Source organism: Bacillus sp. FSL K6-1366 (assembly GCF_037976695.1).
Taxonomy (GTDB): domain Bacteria; phylum Bacillota; class Bacilli; order Bacillales; family Bacillaceae; genus Bacillus; species Bacillus subtilis.
Map to the genome: position 1 here is coordinate 1862279 of NZ_CP150268.1, position 26298 is coordinate 1888576.

Below are 26298 nucleotides of genomic sequence, written 5' to 3' on the forward strand. Positions count from 1 at the left end.
ATGTAAAACACTCCTTCTCTATTGTGCGGTGTATCCTCCGTCTGCGGTGATGGCGCTTCCGGTCATATAGCTTGATAAATCCGAGGCTAAAAACAGCATCACGTTTGCGATTTCTTCAGGTTTCCCAAGCCTCAGCAGCGGATTTACCTTCGCCTTTTCTTTTTTGATCTCTTCAAGTGTGCCTTCATTATTTTCAAGGAATGATTTTTCATTCAGCGGTGTGTCGATGATCCCCGGGCATACGCAGTTCACGCGAATGTGATGCTTCGCATAATCAACGGCCATTGATTTAGTCAGCTGCAAAACCCCGCCTTTGCTGGCGTTATAAGCAGGAATATCAGGCCATGCCACGAGTCCGCCGACAGAGCACGTATTAATGATGTTGCCCTTGCCGGCGGCCAGCATATGCTTGAGTGCATGTTTGCTCATTAAAAACATGCCGGTCAAATTGACTTGCAGCACCTTGTTCCAATCGCTGAGCTCCATCTCGTGAATAGGCGCCACGATTTCGATGCCTGCATTATTAATCAAGACATCGAGCCCGCCAAATGTATGAACCGCCGATGCAACAGCGTGCTGGCAGGCAGCTTCGTCTGTGATGTCCGTTTGCACAAAGTGCAGCCTGTCATTATTTTCTTTTCGTACCATTGCTTCTCCCTGCGCTTCATCAATATCCGCCACAACCACATTGGCCTGCTGGCCCAAAAAAGCCTGAACCGCAGCATAACCAATGCCTGATGCGCCTCCTGTTATGAGGACGGTTTTATCGGTGAGGTTCATGATCATTCATCCGCCTTCATTTTTTTTGCTTTTGCTCTGTTGTAGCGCGGCGGGAAGAAGATATTAATCGATTTTGATTCTTTTTCAGAACGGTTGATGGCACCGTGATCTTCACGAGGCTCACAGAAATAGGCTGTGCCGAATTTCATCTCGACTGTGCAGCCTTCGACCGTCATGTCATAGCCGCCGCCGATGCAGATGCCGATTTGTTCATTCCGATGTTTATGGAAAGGCATTTCTCCGCCATTTCCAGGGATTTTGGCAAGCATAATTTCTACCCAATCCTCAACAAAGAACGTAACTTCCATGCCCGGCAGCAGGTCTCTTGTTTTGAAAATATCCAAAAAGTAGTCCTCAGGACTTGTATATGTTTCATCAGCTTTCAGCCGCTTGATATCAATAGCAATCACTTCTTGGTCTGTGTCGTTTCTTGCCCCGTGAGGCACATGCGGCGGCGCGATATAGGCAGATTCCAAGGCTGTCATTTTTCTTGTCACATCTCCGACAGTCATCATCAGCTCGCCAGAAACGACCATGCCGATTTGGACCTCCTTATGCTGATGGGGTTCAACATTGGTATGCGGCGGGACGTAAGACATTAATACTTCAGTATCCCCTCGTACGGTTGAATACTGCCTCACTCCGTTTTCCCATTCAATTAATTTCGGTGTCGGGAAATAAAGCTCCTGCATATCTTCTTTAGTTTTCATCATCAACGTCTCCTTTTCCAAATAATGACCAGCTCATTGGAATGCTTTTGAATGTTTTTACAAAGGTTAGCCCGTACTTTTGCCGTGCAAGCTCATTGGTTAAGGCAATGTCATACAAACCTTCTTTGACTTTTCTTGCGGCTTGACTGGTTGAATTGACTAGTTTGAAACGAACATCTTTGCGGGTAAAATATTTTATTAAATTAATAGGTGAAGGATGTGAAACAATAACAGATGTATCAAGCATATCGTCTCTGAATTCAAAATCAGGACGAACAGCCAGGCCGTACATCGGTGTATCGCACCTGAAGATCTGCAATAGCTGCAAATCCGGCCTCATGTAGAAATGCTTAATGCCATCGTAAGCATGTGGGACGATGGTATATTCCAGCGGGCTTTGGAGCGTCCTTTCGATGCATGATTCAAAAGTATCGTGCAAGGACAATTTACTGTTCAGCCCTTGTAGAAGAGTAAAATTGGAAATGAAATGCTTTGCTGCGTACTCACTGCTTGTCCCCTCAGGGCCGAGCGTGTTGACTGTAATGAGTTTGGATAGTGAATCAGTTCTTTTTTTTGTCTGAATGCTATTATCCAATATAATCATGAGCACCAACCAATCTTTTAAAATTTTAAGTAAATTTTATCCAGCGGCAATTGAACTGTCAATGTTTTTTGAAAATATTGATAATTATTCCCATACAAACAAAAAAACCCTTTAAAAAGGGTTTTTAATTATAGGAATTTAGAAACTTTGTTTATTGAGATAAGGACTGATCGGCCTTCTGCTCAAGTTTGCCGTACTTTTTATATGCGAATACACTGAGCACAAATCCGAGGACTGTGATGGCGGCGCAAATCAATCCGACAGCTGCATAGCCGTATGCCACATATACGGGTCCCATTAAAGCAGAACCTAATGTCACGGCCAGATTCGAGGCGAGGCTGTAAAACACCATGACTTTTCCGCGATGACGCTCTGAGCAGTCACTCAAAATGGTGCTGAGCAGCGTCACCGTCAAACTTTGCATTAATCCCCAAATAAATAGGCTGGTGATTAACAGAAACATAGACGCCGGCGCATATGGTAAACACGCCAGCAGAACGCTGATGACCCCCAGCGCAATCAAAAGGGAGCGCATTTTTCCGATGCGGTCGGCTATCTTTCCTGTAATCACACTCATGGAAAACCCGATTCCATAAATCATGATAAATAAGCCCGCAGCCGTGTTTCCTCCGGTAAAAACGTCCTGAAGATAGGTGCCTAAAAAGGAATACATACCGTAAAAACCAATCATATTACAGAAGGTTATCGTGATATAAACAGGTACACGAGGGACTTTCAGCGCATCCCGGAATGTTCCTGCGGGCTCTTCTATTTCTTCCTTGCCGCTGTTTTTATGTTGGGCATGGCGGCGCATTTCAAGGAGAATCAGCAGGACAACGAAAACGCCCATCAAGGCGAAAATCCAAAACGTCCATCTCCAATGCAGGACGCCGCCGATAAATGATCCGAGCGGCACTCCGAAAATCAGCGCCAGCGACCAGCTTGAAACGATCAGTCCCATCACCTTGCCCCGGTATGTATAAGGAACACGATCACCGACAACCGCGTATGCGGTCGGAACAAACGCTCCCGCAGCCAATCCCGAAAGCGCCCGACCTAAAAAGAAGAAAAAAATATTTTGAGCCAAAGCGCATATCACCGTTCCTATGATAAAGATCATAAGCCCGGCCAATAAGCTCAGTTCTCTGGAGTATTTATCGCCTAATGGAACCAAAAGCGGGGCACCGATAAAAATCATAACGCCGTAAATACTGATAGATAATGCAAGGACGCTGACATCTGAGCTGAAGGCTTTTGCTAAATCCGGCAGCAGCGGTGAGATTACAAGCTCTTCAGATCCAGCCGCAAATACCCCCATCGTTAAAGCCAGTGCCAACAATAACGGAAAATGATGTTTTGTTTTGATGTCATTGTTTTGATTGCTGTTCATTCTTTCTCAAACACCTCTTCCATAATCTTCTTATCATAAAGTTGTATTATAGTTTAGCATTGTTTTTTCACTATTTACAATTCGAACGAAATCTTTATAACTTTTATTATTTTCATTTAAATCACATTATATATTTCTATATTTCATTCTAAAAATACATAAGGATGTAACGCGTAAAAAAGCTCTCCGGCCTCCCGGAGAGCTTTTTCTATTGCGCCTCTGTCTGCTCTTTTTCAATCGGTTCATGATTTATACGCTTTTTGATGCTTAGATGATAGTATGCATAACAGAAAATAATGATCGGCACACCGCAGTATAAGCCAATTCTTTGATCCGGAATGAAAATAAGGCTGATCAACACGCAGCCATATAAACAAAATCCGAGAATCGGGACTAGCGGATAAAGCGGCGTTCTGAACTCCAGATCATTCACATTTCCGCCTTCTGCCAGGAAACGTCTGCGAAAGAAAAATTGCGACGCACAAATGGACATCCATGCGACAACTGTGACCATGCCCGAGATTGAGATACACCATAAATACACTGTTTCTGCGGCCATGACACTTGTCAGCAGCGAACAGCCTGAAATGCCTAGCGTAATCAGCAGGGCATTCATCGGCACGCCTTTTTTTGTCAGTCTGGTGAGAAAGGATGGACCCATTTGATTTGATGAAAGTGACCACATCATACGCGACGCCGCATACAACCCCGAATTAGCAACAGATAAAATGGCTGTTAAGATGACAAAGTTCATGATATCTGCCGAAAATGGGATGCCGATTTGATCGAGTACCGCTACAAATGGGCTTTCAATCACCCCCGCCGTTTTGTACGGAAGGATGGCAACCAAGACGAACATAGCGAGCACAAAGAAAAACAGCGTGCGCCAAATGACATTTCGAATGGACTTTGGCAGTGTTTTTTCCGGGCTTTCACTTTCCCCTGCCGCAATGCCGACAAGCTCCGTTCCCTGGAACGAGAAGTTCACCATGACCAGCGTAAACATAACGGCCAGCACCCCATTAGGGAAAAGTCCTCTATCAGTCATAAAGTTAGACAAAAAGGGTGTCTCCTGTCCGCCTTTAAAGTCAATCAAGCCAAACACAGCGGCTCCGCCAATCACAATAAATAATATGATCGCCGCCACTTTGATGCTTGAAAACCAAAATTCCATTTCTGCAAAGCTTCTGACAGAGAGCGCATTAATCAAAAAGATGACGATGCCGAACACGAGGCACCATATCCAGATCGGAACGGAGGGCAGCCACCTTTGCATCAAAATGCCTGCTGACGTCAGCTCTAACCCCACTGTATTCGCCCAGCTGAACCAATACAGCCAGCCAATCATAAAGCCTGTCGACGGTCCCAGAAATTTAGTGGCGTAGGCCTGAAACGATCCGGCCACCGGCATGGCAACAGCCAATTCTCCTAAACAAAGCATGACGAGATACATTAAAAATCCGCCGATGATATACGCGGCAATGGCGCCGAGCGGTCCCGCCTGGCTAATGGTAAAGCCAGAGCCTAGAAACAGCCCAGTGCCAATCACCCCTCCCAAAGCAATCATAAACAAATGCCTGCTTTTCATGCTGCGCTGCAATTCATTTTTATGATTCTGCATCATCCTTCCCCCTTTGGTTCTTTTGCCGTGATGGTCATCCGGTAGCTTTGCAAAAGATGAACGGTGGTTTGCTGTATGAGGAGAGGCAATACATGAAATGTGTACGGTTTATAGACTCGTTCTGTCCATTTATGGCCGTCTTTTCCGTACACGCCCATATTAATGGATGGAATATTCAGCTTGCGTATGTCTTTGAACGGAATGGTCCCAATCATATTCCACCCAGGGAAGTTCCTGATAAAAGAATCAATTTCGCCATCGGTTTCGTGCAGTGATAAAAAACTGCCGTCTGCCAAGTAGGGGAAAAACTTTTTGAAGACAAATGTTTCGCCTGTCGATTCAGCGGTTTTGTCAGCCGCTTCTTTAATCACATGCTGCAAAAGCTGATCTCTTGCGCTATCTTCTTTCAAATAGTTATGCGGCAGGTAAGGAGGTGCGTAAAATAGAATGACTTTTGCGCCTTGATCGGGGTCAAGCTTTTGAAGCTCTTCGATTGCCTGAAAGCATCTCATGCGAAGTTCAAGGTGCTCGTTGGCTTTGAATGTCTGCTCGATACACTGCTCGGGATCTATCCCCCGGTTTCTCAGCTTTTCTAAGTATTGCTCCAGGCTATACACTTGAATGCCCCATGATAAATGTTTCTTTGGCAGGTTGGCTCTTTTTACATATTCTTCATAATAATCTGATAATTTTTGTTCTGTCTCCTGGCATGCTTCCTCAGTGACTTCAATAAGCAAATCCATCATTTCTTTTGCTGTTCTTTCATAAATAAAACAATTGAAGTACAAGCTGGTGCTGACAGCAGTTTGCACATTATAGGATTCCTTGTTATCACGCTGATACAAACAGGATGGGGGCAGAACCAACTCCCCTTCAACCTTTTCTGCCAGATGGATGTTATTGTGGAGACGGCTTGTGATTTCAGATGAAATTAAATTTGGGTCAATTCCTGCCAGTGTATCGCCAACATGGACTTCACGCCCGTAAATGTAAAAGCAAGGCAGCAGTTTTCCCGCGGCTCCGGTATAGATATATCTTGTCTGATCACCATCGTAAAGCGGGGTAATAAAATCCGTATTAATAGCAGCCAAATAGTGAAGCTGTTTTTCTTTTTTTAGCCGGTTCAGCTCTGAAATGCTGGCAAGAATGCCCGAATGCTGGCTCTCCTCATCGGGATTGGCCATAAACAATACATTTCCCGGCAACGTCTCAAGGTTCTCCGAAAAATGCAGGAGATTGGCTAAATGCACGGCGATGCCGCTTTGCATATCGACAGATCCTCTTCCGAACATCCACTCGCCTGATTTGGCATCCCGCTGAACATCCTGATCGAACTCATAGCGGCTGAAATACTCGGCCAATTTCTCACAATCAAAAGCGATATCCTTTAAAGGGCCGAAATCTTCGATTCCAACTGTATCCAGATGGGCATGGTAAATGACTGTATTACGGCTTTCTCCATGTCCTTTAATAAACGCAAAAATATTTTTGCGATTGTATGGGTCATTGGGAATGGCCTGTTCCCACACATGACTGGGGTTTTCCTGAAAATAAGGATAGCTCGTGATCACTTCTTTGATGAAATCTGCTTTTGTCCCTTCTCCAACGGTGCCGTTCACGCTGCTGAGGCTGACCAGAGATGCTGTCAGCGCCTCCACTCTTTCAGCCGGATTCATGTGACTGATTTTTGTATACTGCATAAATTGTCCTCCTGATCAAAAAGTTGAAATCGTGCGATCCGCTAAAGAATCGCACGATTTTATTTCTCTCAAATCAAAAAGCTATCAAAAAGCTTCGGACGTTGTTTTGGCTTGCATATGAAGAATTAAGTAATCGGGACCGCCTGCTTTTGAGTCTGTTCCTGACATATTAAAACCGCCGAACGGCTGATAGCCGACAATTGCTCCGGTACATCCTCTGTTAAAATATAGGTTTCCGACATGGAAATCCTCGCGCGCCCGTTCAATGTGCGCACGGTTTTTCGTCAGAAGCGCACCTGTTAATCCGTATTCCGTGTTATTGGCAATCTCCAGCATATGATCGAAATCACGCGCTTTGCAAATCGCAACAATTGGGCCGAAAATTTCTTCCTGCATCAAGCGGGCGTTTTCATCAACATCTGCAAAGATCGTCGGCTGAATAAAGTAGCCTTTTGAATCATCGCCTTCTCCGCCGGCCAATAGCTTGCCTTCAGATTTGCCGATTTCAATGTATTTCATCACTTTGTTGTAGGATGCTTCATGAATCACGGGACCCATATACGTATCAGGATCTTCTGGATTGCCGACAGTCAGCGTTTTGGTCAGCGCCACAGCTTTTTCCACCACATCATCATACACATCCTGATGGATGACCGCGCGGGAGCCCGCAGAACACTTCTGTCCTGAATATCCAAATGCTGAGTACACGATAGAGGATGCAGCAAGGTCAAGATCAGCGTCCTTGTCGACAAGCACTGTGTCTTTTCCGCCCATCTCAGCAATTACCCGTTTGAGCCATTTTTGGCCCGGCTGCACTTTGGCGGCTCGCTCATAAATCCGGCAGCCGACTGCACGGGAACCTGTAAATGAGACAAACCGTGTTTTCGGATGCTCAACTAAGAAGTCACCGATCTCCGCTCCATCTCCCGGAATGTAATTCAGAACGCCGTTTGGCAGACCCGCTTCCTCCATGACCTCGACAAATTTTGCTGCCACTACCGGGGCTGCGTCAGCCGGTTTTAAGAGAATCGTATTTCCTGTCACAATCGCTGCCGCCGCTGTTCCCGCCATAATCGCGAGCGGGAAGTTAAATGGAGAAATGACGATGCCGACACCAAGCGCTTCGTAATGATATTGATTGAACTCGCCAGCACGGCTCTTCACCGGAGCCCCTTCCTTGAGCTTTAACATTTGGCGCGCGTAGAACTCTAAAAAGTCTATCGCTTCAGCCGTGTCCGCATCCGCTTCCTTCCACGGTTTTCCCGCTTCCTTCACAAGATAGCTTGAAAATTCATGCTTTCTTCTGCGCAAAATAGCCGCTGCCTTAAAGAGAATATTCGCGCGGTGCTCCGGTCTTTGCTTTTTCCAGGAATCAAATGCCTGCAATGCGGCTTGCATCGCTTTTTCAGCAAGCACTTGATCCGCTGTAGACGCGTACCCAATGATCTCTTCTTTATTTGCCGGGTTAATGGAAATGATTTTGCGGTCCGTTTCAATTTTTTCTCCATTTATGACAAGCGGATAATGCTTGCCGAGCTGAGTGTTTACAAAGGCCAATGACTCCCCAAATGCAGTTTTATTCTTTGCTTCCGTAAAATCGGTAAATGGTTCGTGCGCGTATGTGACTGTCATATGTAGTCCCCCTCGTGTTATGAAATATATCTTCGCATATGAATAAAAATGCAAGAATCATGCCATTTTCTTGTCTTTTGCTGAAAAAACTTGTTGAATCGAACAGAAATTTGTCTAACAGGTGATCACCTTTCTCTTTTCCCGATCTTGAACGCAAATTTATTTTGCGATTTTTGCTCTTTACGCAAAAAACAAATGCAAAATTATTTTGCGGAGGCTTCTCAAATTAGACCCATCCGCGGAATCGCGATGCTTCTGCCGATTTTCTGATGCCCGTCATGTAAGCCGCCAAACGCATATCCACTTTATGTGTTGCCGCTGTCTGATAAATTGTTTCGAACGAGCTGACCATGACGTTTCTCAGTTTTTCTGCAACCTCTTCTTCTGACCAATAATATCCTTGGTTGTTTTGCACCCATTCAAAATAAGAAACCGTGACGCCGCCGGCACTCGCCAGGATATCCGGCACAAGCAGCACGCCTCTTTCATTCAGGATCTTAGTGGCATCAATGGTTGTCGGTCCGTTCGCCGCTTCAACGACGATTGACGCCTGAATGTTATGTGCGTTTTTGGCTGTGATTTGATTGGAGATCGCGGCAGGCACTAAAATATCGCAATCCTTTTCAAGCAGCTCCTCATTTGTGATGACGTCAGTAAATAAATTGGTGACCATACCGAAGCTGTCCCGTTTATCGAGCAAATAAGGGATATCAAGGCCGTCTGGGTTGTAGAGCCCGCCATTGGCATCAGAAATCCCGATCACCTTCGCGCCCGCATCGTGCATGAATTTGGCCAGGAAGCTACCCGCGTTTCCAAAGCCCTGTATGATGATGCGCGCGTTTTGCAGCTTGATCCCTTTTTTCTTCACCGCCTCTTCAATACAAATCGTGACGCCCTGTGCCGTCGCCGTTTCCCGTCCTTGCGATCCTCCCAAAACAAGCGGTTTACCTGTAATAAAGCCCGGAGAATCGAATTCCCGCAGCCGGCTGTACTCATCCATCATCCACGCCATAATCTGCGAATTTGTGTATACATCTGGAGCTGGAATATCCTTTGTCGGACCGACGATCTGGCTGATGGCACGGACATACCCCCTGCTCAGCCTTTCCAGTTCTCCAAATGACATTGTCCGCGGATCACAAATAATACCGCCCTTCCCGCCGCCGTAAGGAAGATTGGCAATCCCGCATTTGAGCGTCATCCAAATGGATAATGCCTTTACTTCCTCTTCATTAACTTCTGGATGGAAGCGAACGCCCCCCTTTGTCGGACCGACAGCATCATTGTGCTGTGACCGGTAGCCTGTGAACACTTTGACGCTCCCATTGTCCATTTTGACCGGAATGCGGACAGTGAGCATTCTCTGTGGCTCTTTCATGAGTTCATACATATCTCCCGGATAACCCAGCTTCCGAAGGGCTTCCTTAATGATTGTTTGGGTAGACAGAAATAAGTTAAGAGCTTCTTTTTCTTCATCTTTCGAGACTTGCTTTGCTGACATCTTTTTCACCTCATTGTTTTTTTGGCCGGCTTTAATGTAAGCGCTTTAAAAAATCAGCCCGCCAATTCCTTTCTGCATCGGATTCACCCTTATCATCATGCAAGATCCGTACCAGCTTTTGAATCCACAAAAAAAAGAGACTGAAAACATCTCAGTCTCTGACTACAAATCTATCGATTAACGGGGATCAATCACCAGCTGCGTTTCAGCATAAAAACTGCCGATTCCCAAACCGTTTACTACATCGCCTTTAATCGTGTAAGTGCCTGCGCGAGGAAGCGTTTTGCGCACCATGACGAGGTCAAATTCGGATGCGCCTAACAAATCAAGCGTAAGCGGGAGTCTGACTGTTTTTCCATCGTTTAAAATCTGTGTTTCTTTCAGTGTTCTTCCATTCACTGAATCTCTTGTCGTAGCATGAAACCCGTCAGGAAATTGAAATTCTACCGCTCCGAGAGAAAGCACCGCATTTGGTTTATATGTCACTTCAATATCAGAAGTGGTCCACTCTTTCGTGCTGTTAATTGTTTTTGCCTCGATTGATGCAGACTGTGCATGAGCTTGGCCCGAAGGAAGTAAGATTGATAGTAAAACAGCTGAACTGATGAATAATGAAGATACGAATGAAGTTCTTTTTAGCATGACATTTCCCCCTAATTGATTGTTGAAATTTGGCCAGAGCGTCCTCTGCAGAAAAAGCGCTTTTTCATAATTCGCGAATTACCAGTTCTTTTTCTTAAAAATTAATCTATCATCATTTTCCATGGAAGTAAATGTTTTTTAAGGAATATTAACACTTGGAATTCAATGAGAATTCCTTCCTGTTTATACAAGGTTCAAATGGACGATTTCTCTCTCTTTTTCTAGTAACATCCGCCTGACATTTTCTATCTTTTATCCTATTTTAAAAAAGGGCAAAAAAAGTCGAAGATGCCTCTGCTCTTCGATTGATCACGTTCCTATTTTTATCTGAATTCAGTGTTCCAGTTAAAACCGATCGTCTCATCATTCCACGGAATTCTTTTTTCATCAGGCTGATCCGGGTTATACGACATGGTGGTAAAATAGATAATTGTCAGCGGCGTCTCTCCCAGCACTCTATATCCGTGAGCCACCCCTTTTGGGATTAATAACAGCATCGGGTTGTCTTCGCCCATATAATAGACGTCCGTTTCTCCTTTTGTCTTTGAATCCTCTCGAAGATCGTATAGGACAACCTGAGCGTGGCCGGTTGGGAAGAACCAGAGATCATCCTGCTTCTCATGATAATGAAATGCCTTAATCACACCCGGATAGCTTTTCGACCAAGAGGCCTGCCCAAAATGCTCAAGGAGATTCTCATCGTCCCGGACCAGCTCAGCAAAAAAGCCTCTGTCATCGCTATGCTTCATCAATTTTTTCACCTTGACTCCATCAATCACACGCACTGCTCCTTTCCTGCAAATACTCTCGTAACGCTTCCCGCCAGTGGCGGGGGCGGATGCCGGCTTCTTCAATAGCCCGATGGCTCAGCACAGAGTATGCCGGGCGGGGCGTTTTGTTCCCGTATTCCTCTGTCGTTACAGGCAAAATGGCTGTTTCCAGCCCGCTTTCTTCCATAATTGCCGTCGCAAACTCATACCAGCTGCATATGCCTGAATTGCTGACATGATAGATGCCCGGCGGATGGCTGAACAGCTTGATGACCGCTTCTGCTAAATCCTTCGTATAAGTCGGCGAACCAATTTGATCGCTGACAACCCGAAGCTCTTGTTTCGTTTCAGCAAGCTTCAGCATGGTTTCAACGAAATTACTGCCGCCATGTCCGTACACCCACGATGTTCTGATGATTGTGCTGTCTTTTGTCGTTAATCGTATCAGTTCTTCTCCGAGCCTTTTGCTTTTGCCATAAATGGTTTTCGGATCGAGGGGATCGTCTTCCCTATATGGCTGGGTTCCTTTCCCATTGAATACATAGTCCGTGCTGATATGAACATATTGAGCTCCGATGCGGGTTGACTCAAGCGCTGTATAATAAGCGCCGATTCCGTTAATCAAGTACGCTTTATCAAGCTCTTTCTCGCATTGATCAACCGACGTAAACGCGGCGCTATTGACCACGATATCCGGCTGATAATGGCCAAACGAATGCCGTACTGAGCGCTGGTCAGCAATGTTCATCATCTTCTTTGTTAACGCAATGACCTCATATCCGGCTTGCTTCAGCTGGCGGCATAGTTCCAAGCCAAGCTGTCCTCCCGCCCCAGTTACCAATACCTTTGTCAATCAGATCACCTTCTCATCGGTCATTGTCTGTATACCACTGAATCGTACGCGCAATACCTTCTTCAAACGTCACTTCCTGCCGCCAGCCCAGTTCATTTTTCAGCTTAGATGCATTGATCGCATAGCGCCGGTCATGCCCTTTTCGGTCTTCCACGTGGGCGAACAATTCCTCACAGCCCAGATGCTTCAAAATGGCACTCGCCAGCTCTTTATTCGTGCGTTCATTTCCGCCGCCGATGTTATACACCTCGCCGTCGGTTCCTTTTTCTAAAATCAGTTTGATTGCGCGGCAATGATCCTCCGCAAACAGCCAGTCTCGGATCTGGAGTCCATCGCCATACAGCGGAACAGGCAGGCCCTGCTTCGCATGACGGATAATCGTCGGAATCATTTTTTCGCTGTGCTGATAAGGTCCGTAATTGTTGCTGCATCGTGTAATGATGGCCGGAAGCTTGTGGGTTTTCACATAAGACAACACGAGCAAATCTGAGCTTGCTTTGCTGGCTGAGTATGGGTTATTAGGAGAAAGCGGCGTCGTTTCTGTAAACGCGGGATCATCCGCTTTTAAATCCCCGTATACCTCATCTGTTGAAATATGAATCAGCTTCTTGGCTTTTCCTTTCAAGACCGCTTCCGCCAATCGGTAAGTCCCCATGACATTTGTGGTGATAAACGGCTCCGCTTGGGAAATGCTTCTGTCCACATGCGATTCTGCTGCGAAGTGAATGACGCCGTCGTAGGTCTCGTCAAACGCCCGGTCGATATCCTCCTGAACGCTGATGTCCCCTTTTACAAAGCGAAAACGGCTGTTTTGCTGTAATTTTTCCATTTCCTCCGGGTGGCTGGCGTACGTCAGTTTATCTAAAACGGTAATGCGCGCATCCGTTTCCCTCAGCATGAGCTTTGTAAACGTGAGCCCGATGAAGCCGGCCCCGCCTGTAATTAAATATGATTTTGCCATCACTTTTCGTCCTGTCCTTTCCGTAAAGCCTGGTGTACAAGCTGGGAAGCGAGATAAAGCGATTCGTGAGTTCCGGCATCTACCCACCAGCCTGATAACACATCATACGTAAGCTGGCTGTTTTCGATGTATAGATTATTCACATCGGTGATTTCCAGCTCGCCGCGCTTTGATGGTGATATTTGTTCAATATACGAAAACACCTCTGCATCATACATATAAATGCCGGTAACACAAAGGTTGGTCGGTGGCTGTTCGGGCTTTTCGATGATGGAACGAATCCGCTTGTTTTTCTCATCAATCTCAGCAATCCCGAAGCGTTCCGGGTCATCAACTTCTTTCAGAAGCACTTTTGCTCCTTTCCCCTGCTGTTCAAAGCGTTCTGTATAAGGCTTTAATGAATCTTCAAATATATTATCACCTAATAATAAAATGAAAGACTCTTTTTTCGTAAAGCGCTTTGCATAAGACAGCCCATCCGAAATGCCCGATGCTGCCGGCTGTACTTGATAAGTGATAGTAACGCCAAGCTCTTCCCCGTTCCCAAGCAGTTTGTAAAATTGCGGCATATGCTCCTTTTGGCTGATGAGTAAAATGTCTTTTATTCCGGCTTCCTCCAGCTTCATAATCGACCAGTATATCATCGGATACGGGCCTACAGGAAGCAAATGCTTGTTGACGGCTTTCGTTAAGGGCATAAGGCGTGAGCCGTTTCCTCCGGCTAAAATAACACCTTTCACATTAACACTTCCTTACATGCATTTTTATATCTCTTGTTCATATAAATCTTGAAGAATAGCTGTTACCCGTATAATGCCTTTGCCATCCACGAGCGGCCTTCCTCCCTTGTGCAAAGAAAGGCGAAGAGGATAGCTGCTCATAATGCGTGACATCTGATAGATGAGTGTTTCATCCGGTACAAGCTCACCCAATCCAAGATCAAGAGCGGCGCCTTGGCCAGCAAATGTTTTTGCTGTTGCCGTTTGATGCTCAACCTGAGAAAGAACAAGGCACGGCACGCCGATGCAAATGGCTTCATATAGAGAGATGCCGCCGGCGACAATGGCTGCGTCCGCTTGTTTCATCAAACCTGCCATATCATTTGTCTGTTCGATCATCTTGTACTGCGGCTTCTTTTCGATCCGCCTTCGGACTGCCTCTTGATGCGGTGAAGCGCTCCCCATTACAAACATCATGTTTTTGTCTTTTATGTCGGGGACTTGATCAGCGGCAGCCAGCACTTTAAAAATAAGCTGCTTCGGATCACTTCCTCCTAATGCAACAAGGATATTGCGGCAGTCTTTCTTAAGTGTGTAATCCTCTCTAGCGGCCTGAAAGGCGGGGTGAAGAATAAGATAGTCCGGACCTTCATAGATGCGTGTGTTTCCCTGAACGTACACCCTGCTTCTGATGTCACCGTAAATTCCGTTAATGACTGCGTCACTATATTGAATCGATTTACCGTTTTTCTCTTCAAAAAGAACAATTTTCGCATCTGTCTCCGTCTTTATTTTCTTTAACAGCTCTGCAGGCGCGCCTAGAATATCAAACAAAAGCAAATCAAGCTTCTTGCTTTTTATTTCCCGGAGAATAAATTCGTGCTGCTGCAGCTCCGGCTTTACGGTGACCTGCCAATGCTCTTCATGAAGAAACGCTTCAGACTCCTGATTCGTATAAAACGTAATCAAGCATCGCTGTTTGAGCCCCTCCGCAAGTCTCTTCATCCGGACAACATGGCCCATTCCCTTTTCATAGCCGCCGTCTGCGAAGATCCCAACATGCATGGCTATTCAGCCTCTCGTTCGATTGCCGCATCGGGGTTCCGGTTCAGAAGGGTGATAAGCTCTGAGGCGGATACATCGGGGCGCTCGCCTGCTTTTTGATAGAGGGCCTTTATCGATTCATAGTCTTCCTTTGTATCAATGGTCAGCCGATATCGAGGGGCGCGAAATCGTTCCGGCGCCTCTAAAAACTGCACACGATAAAGAGCTGGATGATTCCTTATATATAACGTGACATGCTCCTGATATTGATCCTCCATATTCTGAATACGGCTGATGTCAATTAACAGGTTGGCGTTGACCACTTCGCCGCAAATCCCTAATGGGGCATTCAGGATATACGTATAATCCGAGCCTTGATCAAAATGCGCCTGAATCATTACATCGAGCAGCTCCGGATCGACAAACGGATTATCACCCGTTAACCGGATGATGACTGACGGTTTAACAGCTTCTATGACCTTCACAAACCTATCGAGGACACGTTCTTCGCTCCCGCGGAAAACACGAAAGCCTTGTTTGATACAGTGCGCCTCTAATATGTCGTCAGTTTCTTTGTCAGACGTGGCGATGACAAGATTATCCCGATCCTTTTGGTAAAACGCGCTTTGCCGGACACGGTGAACGAGAATATCAAGTAAACGATTCGATCCGAGCGGCCGAAGCACTTTTCCCGGAAGCCTTGTTGAACCCATTCTTGCTTGAATGATAAAGAGAATATCATTCATGAAACGGGCTGTCCTTCAGTAAAATGTCATCCCAGACAATGCCTGTGTCGGCTGGAATGTCTCTTACAGCCCGAACACCGCTGGTCAGCAGTTCAAAAAATCTCGGGTGCAGCCCCTGCGGCTTTTGTCCGGGCCGAAGCACTGCGATATTGTCTTCACTAAAGGCTTCACCTTTTTGAATCGGAGCTGTTGTAAAAATGCCTCTGTATGCAAAATTTCTGATTTCTCCTTCGATGGAGGTTGTTGTTTTGTATGAACTGCCAAGCAGTTTTTCAGAGACCGGTTTTGTGATCCCCTGTTTCAGCTCAGCTTCCGTTTTCCTGATGCCATCGACCATTTCTTTCAATTCATCCGGATTTAATGCAAACGAGTGGTCGGCACCCGGCAGATCTTTATCGATCGTAAAATGCTTTTCTATCAGTTTTGCTCCGAGCCGAACCGCGGCACACGGCGCTTCTGTCGGATGCTCGCTATGATCGGAGAAGCCGATGACCGCCTCAGGAAAAGCAGCGGCAAGCATCGGAATGACGCTGAGGTTGCTGTACTCCGGCGGTGCTGGGTATTTCGCCACACAATGCATTATGGCAATTTGATTGTTTCCCTCTGCCCTGATGGTGCGCCAAGCTTCGTGAACATCAGAGATTTCAGCTCCGGCTGTCGAGAAAATCATCGGCCTGTTCAGCCGGGCGACATATTTGAGCAGCGGGAGATGGTTAATTTCATAGGATGCGATTTTAAAAGCGCTCGGCGAGGTAGACTGAAGCAGATCAGCTGACCCCTCGTCACATACCGTACTTAAAAAGATCACCTGCTTTTCGCGGCAGTAATCCAATAGCGGTAAAATCCACTCAGCAGGCATTTCCATAGATTGAACCAAAGAAAAAATAGAGACGTCCTTGCCCGCTGCCGTCTTGTACAAACCAGGATCTTTCTGGTACATCCTATCAGCTTGGAACATTTGAAATTTCACGGCATCCGCTCCCGCTTCCGCCGCGGCGTCTATCAGCGCAAAAGCCTGATCAAGCTTCCCGTCATGATTAATCCCCGCCTCAGCAATAATAAAAACAGGAGCGTCTTTGCCTACAGTTTTATTCGCGATCTGAAACGCTGCCATTATTTCGCCTCCTTGCCCGGCCAAATATGATAATAGTAATACGATTGTTCAGCGGTGAAGCCCATTCGTTCATAAAGGCGGATCGCCCTTACATTGTGAAGCTGCGTCCCCGCTGTTACCGTTCTATGCTTCTGGGTCTCCGGTTGTTCTATGAGATTCGCCAATAAATGAAACGCAATACGTTTTCCTTCAAATCCCGGCTTTACAGCCATCAAATCGAGAATGCACTCATCATCTCTTGATAAGCCCTGAAGATAGCCGATGACCTCGCCATTGTGTTTAGCGACAATATTGACCGCCGCCCTTCCATTCAGATTGTTTCGTGTCCACTCCTGAAATATTTTGTTTGCTGCATCGCGGCTGAGATGAGGATCCTGAAAATATCTGCTTTTTGTAAACGAGTCTCGGGCCAGCTCACATATCGCTTCTGTGTCTCCGGGCTCAGGCGGGCCCAGTTCAAAAAATGGCGGTGTTTTGTCATAAAAAGACGGAGGCATCGCCAGCTTCAGCAAACTCCCGACAAAGTAAGAGGATGGCTGCTGCTGTATCACATGCGCGGCTCCGATATCTTCAGCCGGAACGCGGACAAAGATAAAATCCGTTTCATCCATTTGGCGTACAGTATAAAAAGCTTCAAACAGCCTCTTTAGCTGCCCGGTACTATTTGCCGCAAGAAGTTTGACGTTCATGACTTTCTTCTGAAGCACCTTGCTTTCCCACAAAGAATCTTCGTAAAGCAATACGCCTTGGAGCCTGCTGTTTTCAAAAAGGCCGAGGGAAAATTGATACGGAACATCCAGAGTAAGCTGTCGGCTTTGGAGAAATTCCTCAATCAACTCTTTGGAGACATTTTCTTTTACCGTATACATTTAATCAGCCCCTTTTACGATATCCCGCACAGCTTCAATGACATCATCTACATCGTCGTCAGACATTGATGGGTAGAGCGGGAGAGAAAGGGTTCGTTTATAGTAATTCATGGCATTCGGAAAGTCCGCTTCCTTATATCCAAATTGCTTTTGATAATACGGATGAATGTGTACTGGAATAAAATGAACGCTAGTGCCGATATTGTATTCATCCTTTAAAGCCGTAATCATTTCGCTGCGCGTAACCCCGGCCTTTTTTTCATTAACTTGCAGAACATATAGATGCCAGGCGTGCCTGCCGTCATCATGGACAAACGGCGTGATCAGCCCAGGAATCTGCTGAAAAGCGGTTTGATAGCGGCCGGCAATCTCTTCTCTCCGTTTCTGCATATCATCCAGCCGTTTCAGCTGATGAAGTCCGAGGGCCGCCTGCAAATCAAACATATTCATCTTATAGCCGGGCGATTCGACTTCATAGTACCAGCTGCCATTTGATGAATAACGGTTCCATGCGGCTTTACTCATGCCGTGAAGGCTTAGCACCCGGATCTTATCGGCAAGCTCCTCATCATCAGTCGTCAGCATGCCGCCTTCCCCTGTCGCGAGGTTTTTGGTGGCGTAAAAGCTGAATGCCGTTGCATCCCCGATAGAACCGATCATTCTTTGCTTATAAGTCGTATATACCGCATGTGCCGCATCCTCCAGCACGAATAAACCATGATTTTGGGCAATAGCCAATATTGCATCCATATCGCAGGACTGCCCGCCAAAGTGGACGGGCACAACTGCTTTCGTTTGCGGTGTGACGGCCGCCTCAAGCTTTACCGGGTCAATATTGAGCGTGTTTTCGTCAATATCCGCAAACACAGGCGTCGCTCCTGTATGAATAATCGTATTGGCGGTCGAGCTGAACGTAAGCGGAGAGGTAATGACCTCGTCCCCGGGCCCGATCCCTTTTGCTTTCAAAGCCAAAAATAAAGCTGCGGTACATGAATTCACCGCCACGGCGTGCTTCGCCCCGACAAACGCGGCAAACTCTTTTTCAAACTGCTGAACCTTCGGGCCTTTAGAGAGCCATCCCGATTCAAGCGTTTCTGTAACCTCCTGAATTTCTTCCTTACCGATTAACGGCAATGAGTAAGGGAGAAAATGATTTCTCTTTTGCACCATTTCTTTGCGCTCCTATCATTTTATTCAGTATCTTCCCGCCTGTAATCAACCCCTGTTTTGGCTTTCAGTTCCGCAAATAAAGCATTTGTTGATTCTGCCACCGGATAATTAGCCGCTATGAATGCCAGGCGCGCCTCTTCTGCTTTTTGATGCACGTCGGGACTTCGAAGAACCTCAACCAAGGTGTGCGCCAGTTCATCCGGCTGGTCAAACATAAAATCGCCAAGAGACTCATAATACGGATACGAGCGATTTCCGGACGATTTTCCGATCAGCACAGGCTTTTGAAACAGCATGGCTTCAAGACCGACTGTCGAGGTTTGCGTCACTGCGGCATCAACATACGGCAGCAAATCATAAAGCTCGAGCTCCTTTTTGATGACTCTGCATGCTTGATGTTTTTTCGCCGCCTCGTGATACAGATCAAGCTTGTTTTTTCCGATTTCCCACGGGTGGGGTTTGATAATGATTTGCAGCTGCTTCTGATCAGAAAGCCCCTGCAGCACACCCGAATAAAAATCTTCTGAAAAGGGCTGAGTGGCAATGAGCACAATTTTTTTAGTCGGCTGAAAAGCAAGTTTTCGATAGAATATGGACATATCCATAGGCGTTCTGTTAAAAATCTGATCGAAGCGGGGATGTCCCGTTACGAGAATCTGCTCGGGTTTACAGCCTTTTCGTATGAACCACTCTGCTTCATACTCACCAAAAACAGCTTGATAGGTTGTAAAAACAGGAATGAAGGCTTCATCTCCCATCAATGCGCCATGCTGAAGACAAATGCTGACGGCCCCTTTTCTTTGACACATGAGAGCGAGCACCCTGCTATAAATGTCTTCTGCCGTTCCGACAATAACAGCTGAAATCTTTTCCTGCTCAAACAGCGCATCAACTGTATCAATGGCCTCTATAAATAAAGGAATATCTTTGAAAAGCCGGTCGCGAAACGCTTGATCACCAAATGCCGGGTGATCATCATAAGGGGCGAGAAGCGAACAGGCTGTTTCGAGATACTGCTTCGAATCGCCTTTTTGGCATGAATCCGCAATCTCCCGCTTGCTAATTACAGGCAGATCACAATAATGCGGCAAACTCCATCTGGCCAAAACAGCCGTTTTTTCAGGATCAAATTGATAGTAATTTTCGTTTGAAAAACGCAGGTAATCAAAGTGCAAAATGACTTTCCCTTTAACAGGTTCGTCATTTGTTTTAACGATGTTTTGGATTCTTTCTTCAAAAAACGGCTGAATCTGTCCCTCATCGATATGCTGATCCACCGATCCGAATAATTCCGGTTCTTCTTCCATCATCACCCTCAGCTCAGGGCTGATGTATTGATAAAAATTACTGATAAGCCCAAGCGGAATCCCTTTGTAGCGAAGTTTGTCAAAAAGCTCCACGTACTTCCGGTACAGCACCCAATAATTGCTTAAATAGGCCGACAAGCTCTCACCCCATTCCAAGCTTTTTTAATGATTCACGCAGCTCTCGGCAATTTCGCTGCGGAGGAAGGTTCCTGACAAATTCATTTTTTTCTGATTCAAACAGCTGAAAGTGAATCGATTGGTCGGTAATATAATTCAGGTCCAGCTCCTCATCCAGTGGGTAAAACGGATAAAAATGATTGACTCTCCAAAAGAACCGGGCATCTCCTATACGGTAAAACGCCGGGCTTTCATCCCAATAGGAGCCAAACTTCCCCTTTACCTTCTCAAGCACCGAATACCTGTGCATCACCGAGCAATGATCAATTGCGCACGGCGCGTTCCATGTCACTTGAGCGGCAGGCCTGACAGTTTCTTTTACAATGTCGCGATTCTCGTTTAAATGATAGGTTTTGGAGGCTGAGTAAATCACAGCCTTTTCAGAATGGGTATCGAGCTCCCGCACCATTTTCAGGAGGCGGTCCGGCATATAGATGTTGTCATCCGTCGCATAGGTGATATATTCACCCTCCGCCATCCCAATCGCCTGATTGATCAGTGCCGCGTATCTCGTTTTTTCTGTTCTTTCCTTCACTCCAGATATATCGCTTTGATAAAAACGCACTCGGTTATCATTCAAAAAAGGACGGATTACATTCAGCGTCTCTTCATTGGAGTTGTCATCCATAATAAACAATTCAAAATCTGAAAACGTTTGTGAGAGTATGCTAGAAATGGACTTTGCCACATAATCGCTTTTGTTATAGCTCGTCATAATGACTGATACTTTAGGCAAATCCTACACCTCCTTCTTGGAACTTCACACCTGAAACTATCGTTATCTTATGTTGCTTATGCTCAAGTTGCGCTAGGGATACAAACCAATATGCGAAAAGTTTGTGTATGTCTCTGAAAAACAGCGGCTGCCCAGAGCGAAATCTGATCGGTCCGCTGTTCTTTTTCAGCATAATCCAAGCATCAGCCTCATAAGGTGAAAGAGATAAAAATCGCACCAGCGACTAAGATCGTTTTCCATCGGAGGTGAGTCATCGCGGAGCGTTCACCTATACATCCAGAACATGTTTTGAATGGTTTTCATAAAAAGGAGGAACGATATGAAACCGAAAAAAAATCAATATCAGCAAATGCAGGCATTTGATAATATGCAGGGGTATCAGCCTCAGTTTGGCGCCAACCCGTACCCGCAGCAAGGCCAAGGCTCACAAATGCAGACAATGGGGATGCAGCCAATGATGCCAATGCAGCAGGGACAGCAAGGACAACAAGGACAGCAGGGATTTGGATTCCCGGGCCAGCAGCAGGGCGGCGGTTTTCAAATTCCATCGGGGCCTACACCGTCAGGACCGGGCCAAAGCGTTCCCGGCATGCTGCCTGTTGAGGAATCTTACATCGAGAATATTTTGCGCCTGAATCGGGGAAAAACGGCCACCATTTATATGACATTTGAAAACAGCAAGGAATGGGGCTCGAAGATTTTTCGCGGCGTCATCGAAGCTGCGGGCCGGGATCACATTATTATCAGCGACCCGAAATCAGGAACACGCTACCTGCTCCTGACAATCTACCTCGATTACATTACATTTGATGAAGAAATTGCTTATACGTATCCATATTCCATGGCGTCCTATTCGCCAAGATAAGAAAAAAGCCAATCACTCATATGATGAGGATTGGCTTTTTTGTTTATAGATATTTGACGGCTGCGACAACGATCATAATCCAAGAAATAATAAACGCCACACCGCCGAGCGGGGTGATCGCTCCAAGAATGGAGATTTGCGTCACACTTAGAATATATAAGCTTCCGGAAAACAGCACAATTCCCGCAAACATCAGCCAGCCGGCTGTCGTGACACTGCCTATGCCGGATAATTTATCAGCCAGAAACGCGACAACGAATAACCCAAGGGCGTGATACATATGATACTGCACGCCTGTGTGCCAAACCTGAAGATACTTATCAGGTATTTTCCCTTCTAATCCGTGAGCGCCGAATGCTCCGAGTCCCACGGCAAGCAGGGCGTTAATGGCCCCTAATATGATAAAAACTTTCATCTATCTCTCCCGCCTTTTCGTTAAACTCATATCATTTATCTTATCGCACCTGCTCCAAAATTCAATGTTTGTTCTCCGTTGACACGAGATTGTCGGATTTTCTCCTGCGCCAAGGCTGGAACTGGTCAGCTGCTATTGCAGCAAGCGTCCCTAATACGAGCCCGTTGCTTAATAGAGAAATAAATACCGGATGCAATCCCTTTAACGCAGTTTCAGGAACAAACATGATACCGACCCCTGTCAGCAGTGAGATGCCGATGATAGACCTCACCCTTTTTGATTCTTCTTTCTCATATGAATCAAATTCGGCAAAGGCCAGACCGCCCATTGCGGAGAACACAACAAAATTCACCGCAAATCCAACGGGTGACGGCAGGCTCGCAAACGTATTCATAAAAAACGGGATCACGCTGATCACGATAACCAGAATACTGCCGAGCATAAACGGTTTTTTAGAAGGCATTTTGGTCGTTTCAATAAAACCTGCGGCTCCCGAAATCGGAACAGGCGCAATGGCTCCCGTCAAACCGCTAAGCAGATGGCTGAATGAAGCGGCAAAACCGGCATGGCGTTCATGATGCTTTCCATCAGGCTGTTTGCTGAATTTTTTCACGGCGATGTCCACGACCTTCATGCTCGCCAGCATATTCACGATCAGCAAGATGGTAATAAAAATAGAAGTGATGATCAGGCCGCTGTTAAATAACGGGGTCCCAAAAGGAAACAGGGAAGGCAGCTGAAACAGCCGGTCCGGCATTTCAATCGGCTTTGCCGCTCCGGCAGCCGCAAACAGCACCCATCCGCCGAACAAGGCTAATAAAATAGAATATTGCTTAAAAAACATGATGTTCGAATTTGTCATTATAAAGGCGGCAGCGATCACAACAAGCGCCAGACCAAATACAAGACCGTCCACCCCGTCCTGTCGATAACCGATTCCGAGAATTCCTTTTATAATGGGCTGACTCAGCTGCATGACAAGAAGCAATAAATAGACGCCCGTTACAACCGGAGTAAACAATTTTGCAAGTCTGTCAATGACCTTGAAAACACTTAACAAAAAGAAACATACAGCGCTTACAAGAAGAGCTCCCTGCAAACCCCGCAGTGTGTCTCCATATGTCGCAAACACAGTTCCCGTCAGCCCTGCGTAGATCGTATACACTCCCCACCACAAGCCGGCTGGGCTTTCATTGATCGGCAGTCTGTGGCCTTTCAAACACTGAATGACGGCGGCAATCCCCAGTACAAAAAAAGTGCTTTGAATCAATCTCGCAGAATCTGAGTGATTCAGATGGAACGACTGGGCAACCGCCACCGGAACAACTATCGCCGCAGCAATAATAAACGCTGTCCATTGCAGCGCGCCAAGAACCAATTTCACGTAAGCTCAACCTCTCTCTTTAAAAATCAAATAAAGACTCTCCGTTTCCATCCTCTTCCTGCTTCTCTTTTTCTTGCTTTCGATATTTGTTTAATCCCGCGCTCCCCATCATTTTTTCCATCATCAGCTGGTCTGTCGATGGCGGCGCGGCGGGACTTGGCGTAACGCTCGGCTGTATGCGGGGCGCGCTCGCGTTCTCCGGCTGATCAAGCACGACATCACACAGAGAACGGACAACCGCTACATAACGCTTCAGCTCCTCATCCCGTTCAGCTGTTTTTGCTTTTTTCAGCTCCTCTTCCATCTTTTGAATTAATGCAGATATATGAATGTTCATGAAGCACCCTCCAAAAAAATAAATGTTGTCTTCCTGCATTTTATCAAATTCCTGCTGTAAACGCAGATATGAGTTTGTTATTTTTTCTGACAAACCTTGCGCGATTGACAAGCAGAAGAGATTTTTCACATAATAAATCACCATACATTACAAAAAGGAGAAACGGAATGAACAGCATCCCCTCTATCATCAGCAAGCATAAAGCCTATTTTGCGGCGGGACATACGAGACCGCTTGAATCGAGACTGAACATTTTGCGAAAGCTGAAACAAGCCGTCAGAACTCATGAAGCCGATCTCATAGCCGCTCTCTACCAGGATCTCCACAAATCCGAGCAAGAAGCATACTCAACAGAAATCGGAATCGTCTTGGAGGAAATCAGCTTTGTCATGAAACGGCTGAAAAAATGGTCCAAGCCGAAACGAGTCAAAACGCCGCTGACTCATCTAGGCTCCAAAAGCATCATCATTCCTGAGCCGTATGGAACCGTTTTGGTGATTGCGCCTTGGAACTATCCCTTGCAGCTGGCGCTTTCTCCGTTGATTGGCGCCATTGCGGCGGGGAACACGGTCGTTCTCAAGCCATCAGAATATACGCCGGCTGTTTCTGCTATTCTTTCCAAACTCATCAGCAGCGTTTTTCCGACCGATTATGTCGCTATGGCAGAAGGCGGGCCTGACGTCAGCACAGCATTATTACAGCAGCCCTTTGACTACATTTTCTTTACAGGCAGTGTAGCTGTAGGAAAAATCGTCATGGAGGCCGCCGCCAAACAATTAATTCCCGTAACCTTGGAGCTCGGCGGCAAAAGTCCCTGCATCGTCCATAAAGATGCTGACATTCAGCTTGCCGCCAAACGCATCGTCTTCGGGAAATTTACAAATGCGGGACAAACCTGCATCGCACCGGATTATTTATTTGTCCACGAGGACATCAAAACGAAGCTGGCAGAAGAAATGAAGCGTGCGATCAGAGAATTTTACGGCCCTCAGCCGGAACGGAATCCGCAGTACGGCAAAATCGTCAGTGAGCGCCACTATCAGCGGCTGCTCAGCTTTCTGAATGATGGTATCCCGCTCACAGGCGGACAATCTGATCCTGATCATCACAAAATTGCGCCGACCATTCTCGAACAAGTGAGAGATGACTCTCCAGTGATGCAGGAGGAAATTTTCGGGCCGATTCTTCCGCTCTTTACATACCGCAATATCGGGGAAGTCATTGAAAAAGTCCAATCGCGCCCTAAGCCACTCGCCCTGTATCTCTTCACCACAAACAAAGAAACTGAGCGCGCTGTTTTAGGAAATCTGTCGTTTGGCGGGGGCTGTGTCAATGATACGTTAATGCATGTGGCGACGCCGTATTTGCCATTCGGCGGCGTCGGGGAAAGCGGCATCGGCAGCTATCACGGGTTTGACAGTTTTAACACATTCACGCACAAAAAAAGCGTAGTCAAACAAACGAACCGCTTCGACTTCGCATTTCGTTATCCTTCCTCCAAAAACGGGCTGCGGATGATTCGAAAAATACTCAAATAAAAAAGCGCAGATAACCTGCGCTTTTTACAAATCCTTAATACACCAATCAATCGGCGCCTCTCCCATTTTCTCCAAATAGGCATTCGCCCGGGAAAACGGTCTGCTCCCGAAAAATCCGTTTCTCGCAGAAAACGGACTGGGATGCGTCGATTCAATGATAAAATGCTTGGACGTGTCGATCCGTTCTTTTTTCATTTGAGCATGCCGTCCCCACAAAATAAAGATAACCGGCCGCTCCCTTTCATTCAGCACGTCAATAATTCGGTCCGTCAGTCGCTCCCAGCCTTTTCCCTTATGGGAATTCGCCTGTCCGCGCCTTACTGTCAGCACAGTATTCAGCAAAAGAACGCCTTGCTTTGCCCAGCTCACAAGCGACCCGTGATTCGGGATGCTGCACCCGATGTCCTGCTGCAGTTCAAGAAAAATATTTTTTAACGAAGGCGGCTGCTTTACACCGGGCTTGACAGAGAAGCTTAAACCTTGAGCCTGTCCCGGCCCGTGATACGGATCTTGACCCAAAATGACGACCTTGACATCATCATAAGATGTATAATGCAGCGCGTTGAAAATATCCCGGCTGTCCGGATAAATCGTTTGCTCCGCGTATTCCCGCTTCAGCATTTCTCTGAGCTCTTGATAATACGGTTTCTCAAACTCTTCCTTTAGCTGATCCCACCAGCTGTCTTGTAAAAGCTGTTTCAAGATTCAGGCCT

Annotated in this window: 26 protein-coding genes; 2 read left to right on the top strand and 24 right to left on the bottom strand. The window is 46.4% G+C overall.

The genetic code is table 11. The features are described 5' to 3' along the window. Positions 1 to 18 precede the first annotated feature (18 nt). From bacC to spsA, 20 genes are all read right to left on the bottom strand, one after another. Entirely contained in the window at positions 19 to 780 is a 762-nt protein-coding gene (gene bacC / locus MHI44_RS09760) for a dihydroanticapsin 7-dehydrogenase (protein WP_033883424.1), read from the bottom strand. A gap of 2 nt (positions 781 to 782) precedes the next feature. Further along, positions 783 to 1490: a 3-((4R)-4-hydroxycyclohexa-1,5-dien-1-yl)-2-oxopropanoate isomerase gene (gene bacB, locus MHI44_RS09765; protein ID WP_003244300.1), complete on the bottom strand. Its 708-nt coding sequence runs from the start codon at positions 1488 to 1490 to the stop codon at positions 783 to 785. Further along, positions 1480 to 2094, bottom strand: a complete 615-nt coding sequence (bacA, locus tag MHI44_RS09770; RefSeq protein ID WP_009968341.1) for a prephenate decarboxylase — start codon at positions 2092 to 2094, stop codon at positions 1480 to 1482. The genes bacB and bacA overlap by 11 nt, the downstream gene beginning before the upstream one ends. Before the next feature lie 151 nt (positions 2095 to 2245). After that, the gene (locus tag MHI44_RS09775) at positions 2246 to 3484 is read right to left on the bottom strand and encodes an MFS transporter (RefSeq protein ID WP_339203388.1); all 1239 of its coding nucleotides are present in this window, start codon (positions 3482 to 3484) and stop codon (positions 2246 to 2248) included. 208 nt (positions 3485 to 3692) lie between these two features. Continuing rightward, positions 3693 to 5105, bottom strand: a complete 1413-nt coding sequence (locus MHI44_RS09780) for an amino acid permease (protein WP_029318679.1) — start codon at positions 5103 to 5105, stop codon at positions 3693 to 3695. Continuing rightward, complete coding sequence (locus tag MHI44_RS09785) at positions 5105 to 6805, bottom strand: M20/M25/M40 family metallo-hydrolase (RefSeq protein WP_130572980.1); 1701 nt, start codon at positions 6803 to 6805, stop codon at positions 5105 to 5107. The genes MHI44_RS09780 and MHI44_RS09785 overlap by 1 nt, the downstream gene beginning before the upstream one ends. Positions 6806 to 6889: 84 nt before the next feature. Next, entirely contained in the window at positions 6890 to 8437 is a 1548-nt protein-coding gene (gene pruA / locus MHI44_RS09790; protein WP_167408523.1) for an L-glutamate gamma-semialdehyde dehydrogenase, read from the bottom strand. 226 nt (positions 8438 to 8663) lie between these two features. After that, positions 8664 to 9938: a glutamate dehydrogenase gene (gene rocG, locus MHI44_RS09795; protein ID WP_015250966.1), complete on the bottom strand. Its 1275-nt coding sequence runs from the start codon at positions 9936 to 9938 to the stop codon at positions 8664 to 8666. A 177-nt stretch (positions 9939 to 10115) separates the two neighbouring features. Then, positions 10116 to 10580: a biofilm surface layer hydrophobin BslB gene (gene bslB / locus MHI44_RS09800; RefSeq protein WP_003227472.1), complete on the bottom strand. Its 465-nt coding sequence runs from the start codon at positions 10578 to 10580 to the stop codon at positions 10116 to 10118. 323 nt (positions 10581 to 10903) lie between these two features. After that, positions 10904 to 11359, bottom strand: a complete 456-nt coding sequence (locus tag MHI44_RS09805; protein ID WP_014481242.1) for a dTDP-4-dehydrorhamnose 3,5-epimerase family protein — start codon at positions 11357 to 11359, stop codon at positions 10904 to 10906. Then, on the bottom strand, positions 11352 to 12203 hold the full coding sequence (gene rfbD, locus MHI44_RS09810) for a dTDP-4-dehydrorhamnose reductase (protein ID WP_015250965.1): 852 nt from the start codon (positions 12201 to 12203) through the stop codon (positions 11352 to 11354). The genes MHI44_RS09805 and rfbD overlap by 8 nt, the downstream gene beginning before the upstream one ends. 13 nt (positions 12204 to 12216) lie before the next feature. Further along, a complete protein-coding gene (gene rfbB / locus MHI44_RS09815; RefSeq protein WP_029726219.1) occupies positions 12217 to 13164 on the bottom strand; it encodes a dTDP-glucose 4,6-dehydratase in 948 nt (315 codons plus the stop codon). Beyond that, positions 13164 to 13904, bottom strand: coding sequence for a sugar phosphate nucleotidyltransferase (locus MHI44_RS09820; RefSeq protein ID WP_014478328.1), 741 nt, complete (start codon positions 13902 to 13904; stop codon positions 13164 to 13166). The genes rfbB and MHI44_RS09820 overlap by 1 nt, the downstream gene beginning before the upstream one ends. Positions 13905 to 13928: 24 nt before the next feature. Continuing rightward, complete coding sequence (locus tag MHI44_RS09825; protein WP_339203390.1) at positions 13929 to 14948, bottom strand: PseG/SpsG family protein; 1020 nt, start codon at positions 14946 to 14948, stop codon at positions 13929 to 13931. A gap of 2 nt (positions 14949 to 14950) precedes the next feature. Then, a complete protein-coding gene (locus MHI44_RS09830) occupies positions 14951 to 15673 on the bottom strand; it encodes a spore coat protein (RefSeq protein ID WP_339203392.1) in 723 nt (240 codons plus the stop codon). Then, a complete protein-coding gene (locus MHI44_RS09835; RefSeq protein WP_031601100.1) occupies positions 15666 to 16787 on the bottom strand; it encodes an N-acetylneuraminate synthase family protein in 1122 nt (373 codons plus the stop codon). The genes MHI44_RS09830 and MHI44_RS09835 overlap by 8 nt, the downstream gene beginning before the upstream one ends. Beyond that, positions 16787 to 17656, bottom strand: coding sequence for a GNAT family N-acetyltransferase (locus MHI44_RS09840; protein WP_014481248.1), 870 nt, complete (start codon positions 17654 to 17656; stop codon positions 16787 to 16789). The genes MHI44_RS09835 and MHI44_RS09840 overlap by 1 nt, the downstream gene beginning before the upstream one ends. Further along, the gene (locus MHI44_RS09845) at positions 17657 to 18826 is read right to left on the bottom strand and encodes a DegT/DnrJ/EryC1/StrS family aminotransferase (RefSeq protein ID WP_167560650.1); all 1170 of its coding nucleotides are present in this window, start codon (positions 18824 to 18826) and stop codon (positions 17657 to 17659) included. 20 nt (positions 18827 to 18846) lie between these two features. Continuing rightward, positions 18847 to 20271 carry a CDP-glycerol glycerophosphotransferase family protein gene (locus tag MHI44_RS09850; RefSeq protein WP_339203537.1) on the bottom strand — a complete coding sequence of 475 codons (1425 nt, stop codon included), beginning with the start codon at positions 20269 to 20271 and terminating at the stop codon, positions 18847 to 18849. 4 nt (positions 20272 to 20275) lie between these two features. Continuing rightward, positions 20276 to 21046 (bottom strand): spore coat dTDP-glycosyltransferase SpsA, encoded by a 771-nt coding sequence (spsA, locus tag MHI44_RS09855; protein ID WP_339203394.1) that lies wholly within the window; start codon positions 21044 to 21046, stop codon positions 20276 to 20278. A gap of 319 nt (positions 21047 to 21365) precedes the next feature. Here spsA and gerQ point away from each other — a divergent pair, with 319 nt between their 5' ends. Next, the gene (gene gerQ, locus MHI44_RS09860) at positions 21366 to 21911 is read left to right on the top strand and encodes a spore coat protein GerQ (RefSeq protein WP_003227448.1); all 546 of its coding nucleotides are present in this window, start codon (positions 21366 to 21368) and stop codon (positions 21909 to 21911) included. 43 nt (positions 21912 to 21954) lie between these two features. On the opposite strand, the gene MHI44_RS09865 is transcribed toward gerQ, so the two are convergent. The 3 genes from MHI44_RS09865 to MHI44_RS09875 all read right to left on the bottom strand — a co-directional run bounded on the left by MHI44_RS09865 (position 21955) and on the right by MHI44_RS09875 (position 24047). Beyond that, on the bottom strand, positions 21955 to 22326 hold the full coding sequence (locus MHI44_RS09865) for a DUF423 domain-containing protein (RefSeq protein ID WP_003227446.1): 372 nt from the start codon (positions 22324 to 22326) through the stop codon (positions 21955 to 21957). 61 nt (positions 22327 to 22387) lie between these two features. After that, entirely contained in the window at positions 22388 to 23710 is a 1323-nt protein-coding gene (locus MHI44_RS09870) for a purine/pyrimidine permease (RefSeq protein WP_339203396.1), read from the bottom strand. Positions 23711 to 23729: 19 nt separating this feature from the next. Further along, positions 23730 to 24047 carry a YwdI family protein gene (locus tag MHI44_RS09875; RefSeq protein WP_003243806.1) on the bottom strand — a complete coding sequence of 106 codons (318 nt, stop codon included), beginning with the start codon at positions 24045 to 24047 and terminating at the stop codon, positions 23730 to 23732. A gap of 167 nt (positions 24048 to 24214) precedes the next feature. Here MHI44_RS09875 and MHI44_RS09880 point away from each other — a divergent pair, with 167 nt between their 5' ends. After that, positions 24215 to 25585, top strand: coding sequence for an aldehyde dehydrogenase (locus MHI44_RS09880; protein ID WP_339203398.1), 1371 nt, complete (start codon positions 24215 to 24217; stop codon positions 25583 to 25585). Between the two features lie 24 nt (positions 25586 to 25609). Here the strand turns inward: MHI44_RS09880 and MHI44_RS09885 are convergent, their stop codons facing one another. Beyond that, entirely contained in the window at positions 25610 to 26287 is a 678-nt protein-coding gene (locus tag MHI44_RS09885; RefSeq protein WP_040081472.1) for a uracil-DNA glycosylase, read from the bottom strand. Positions 26288 to 26298: the final 11 nt, after the last annotated feature.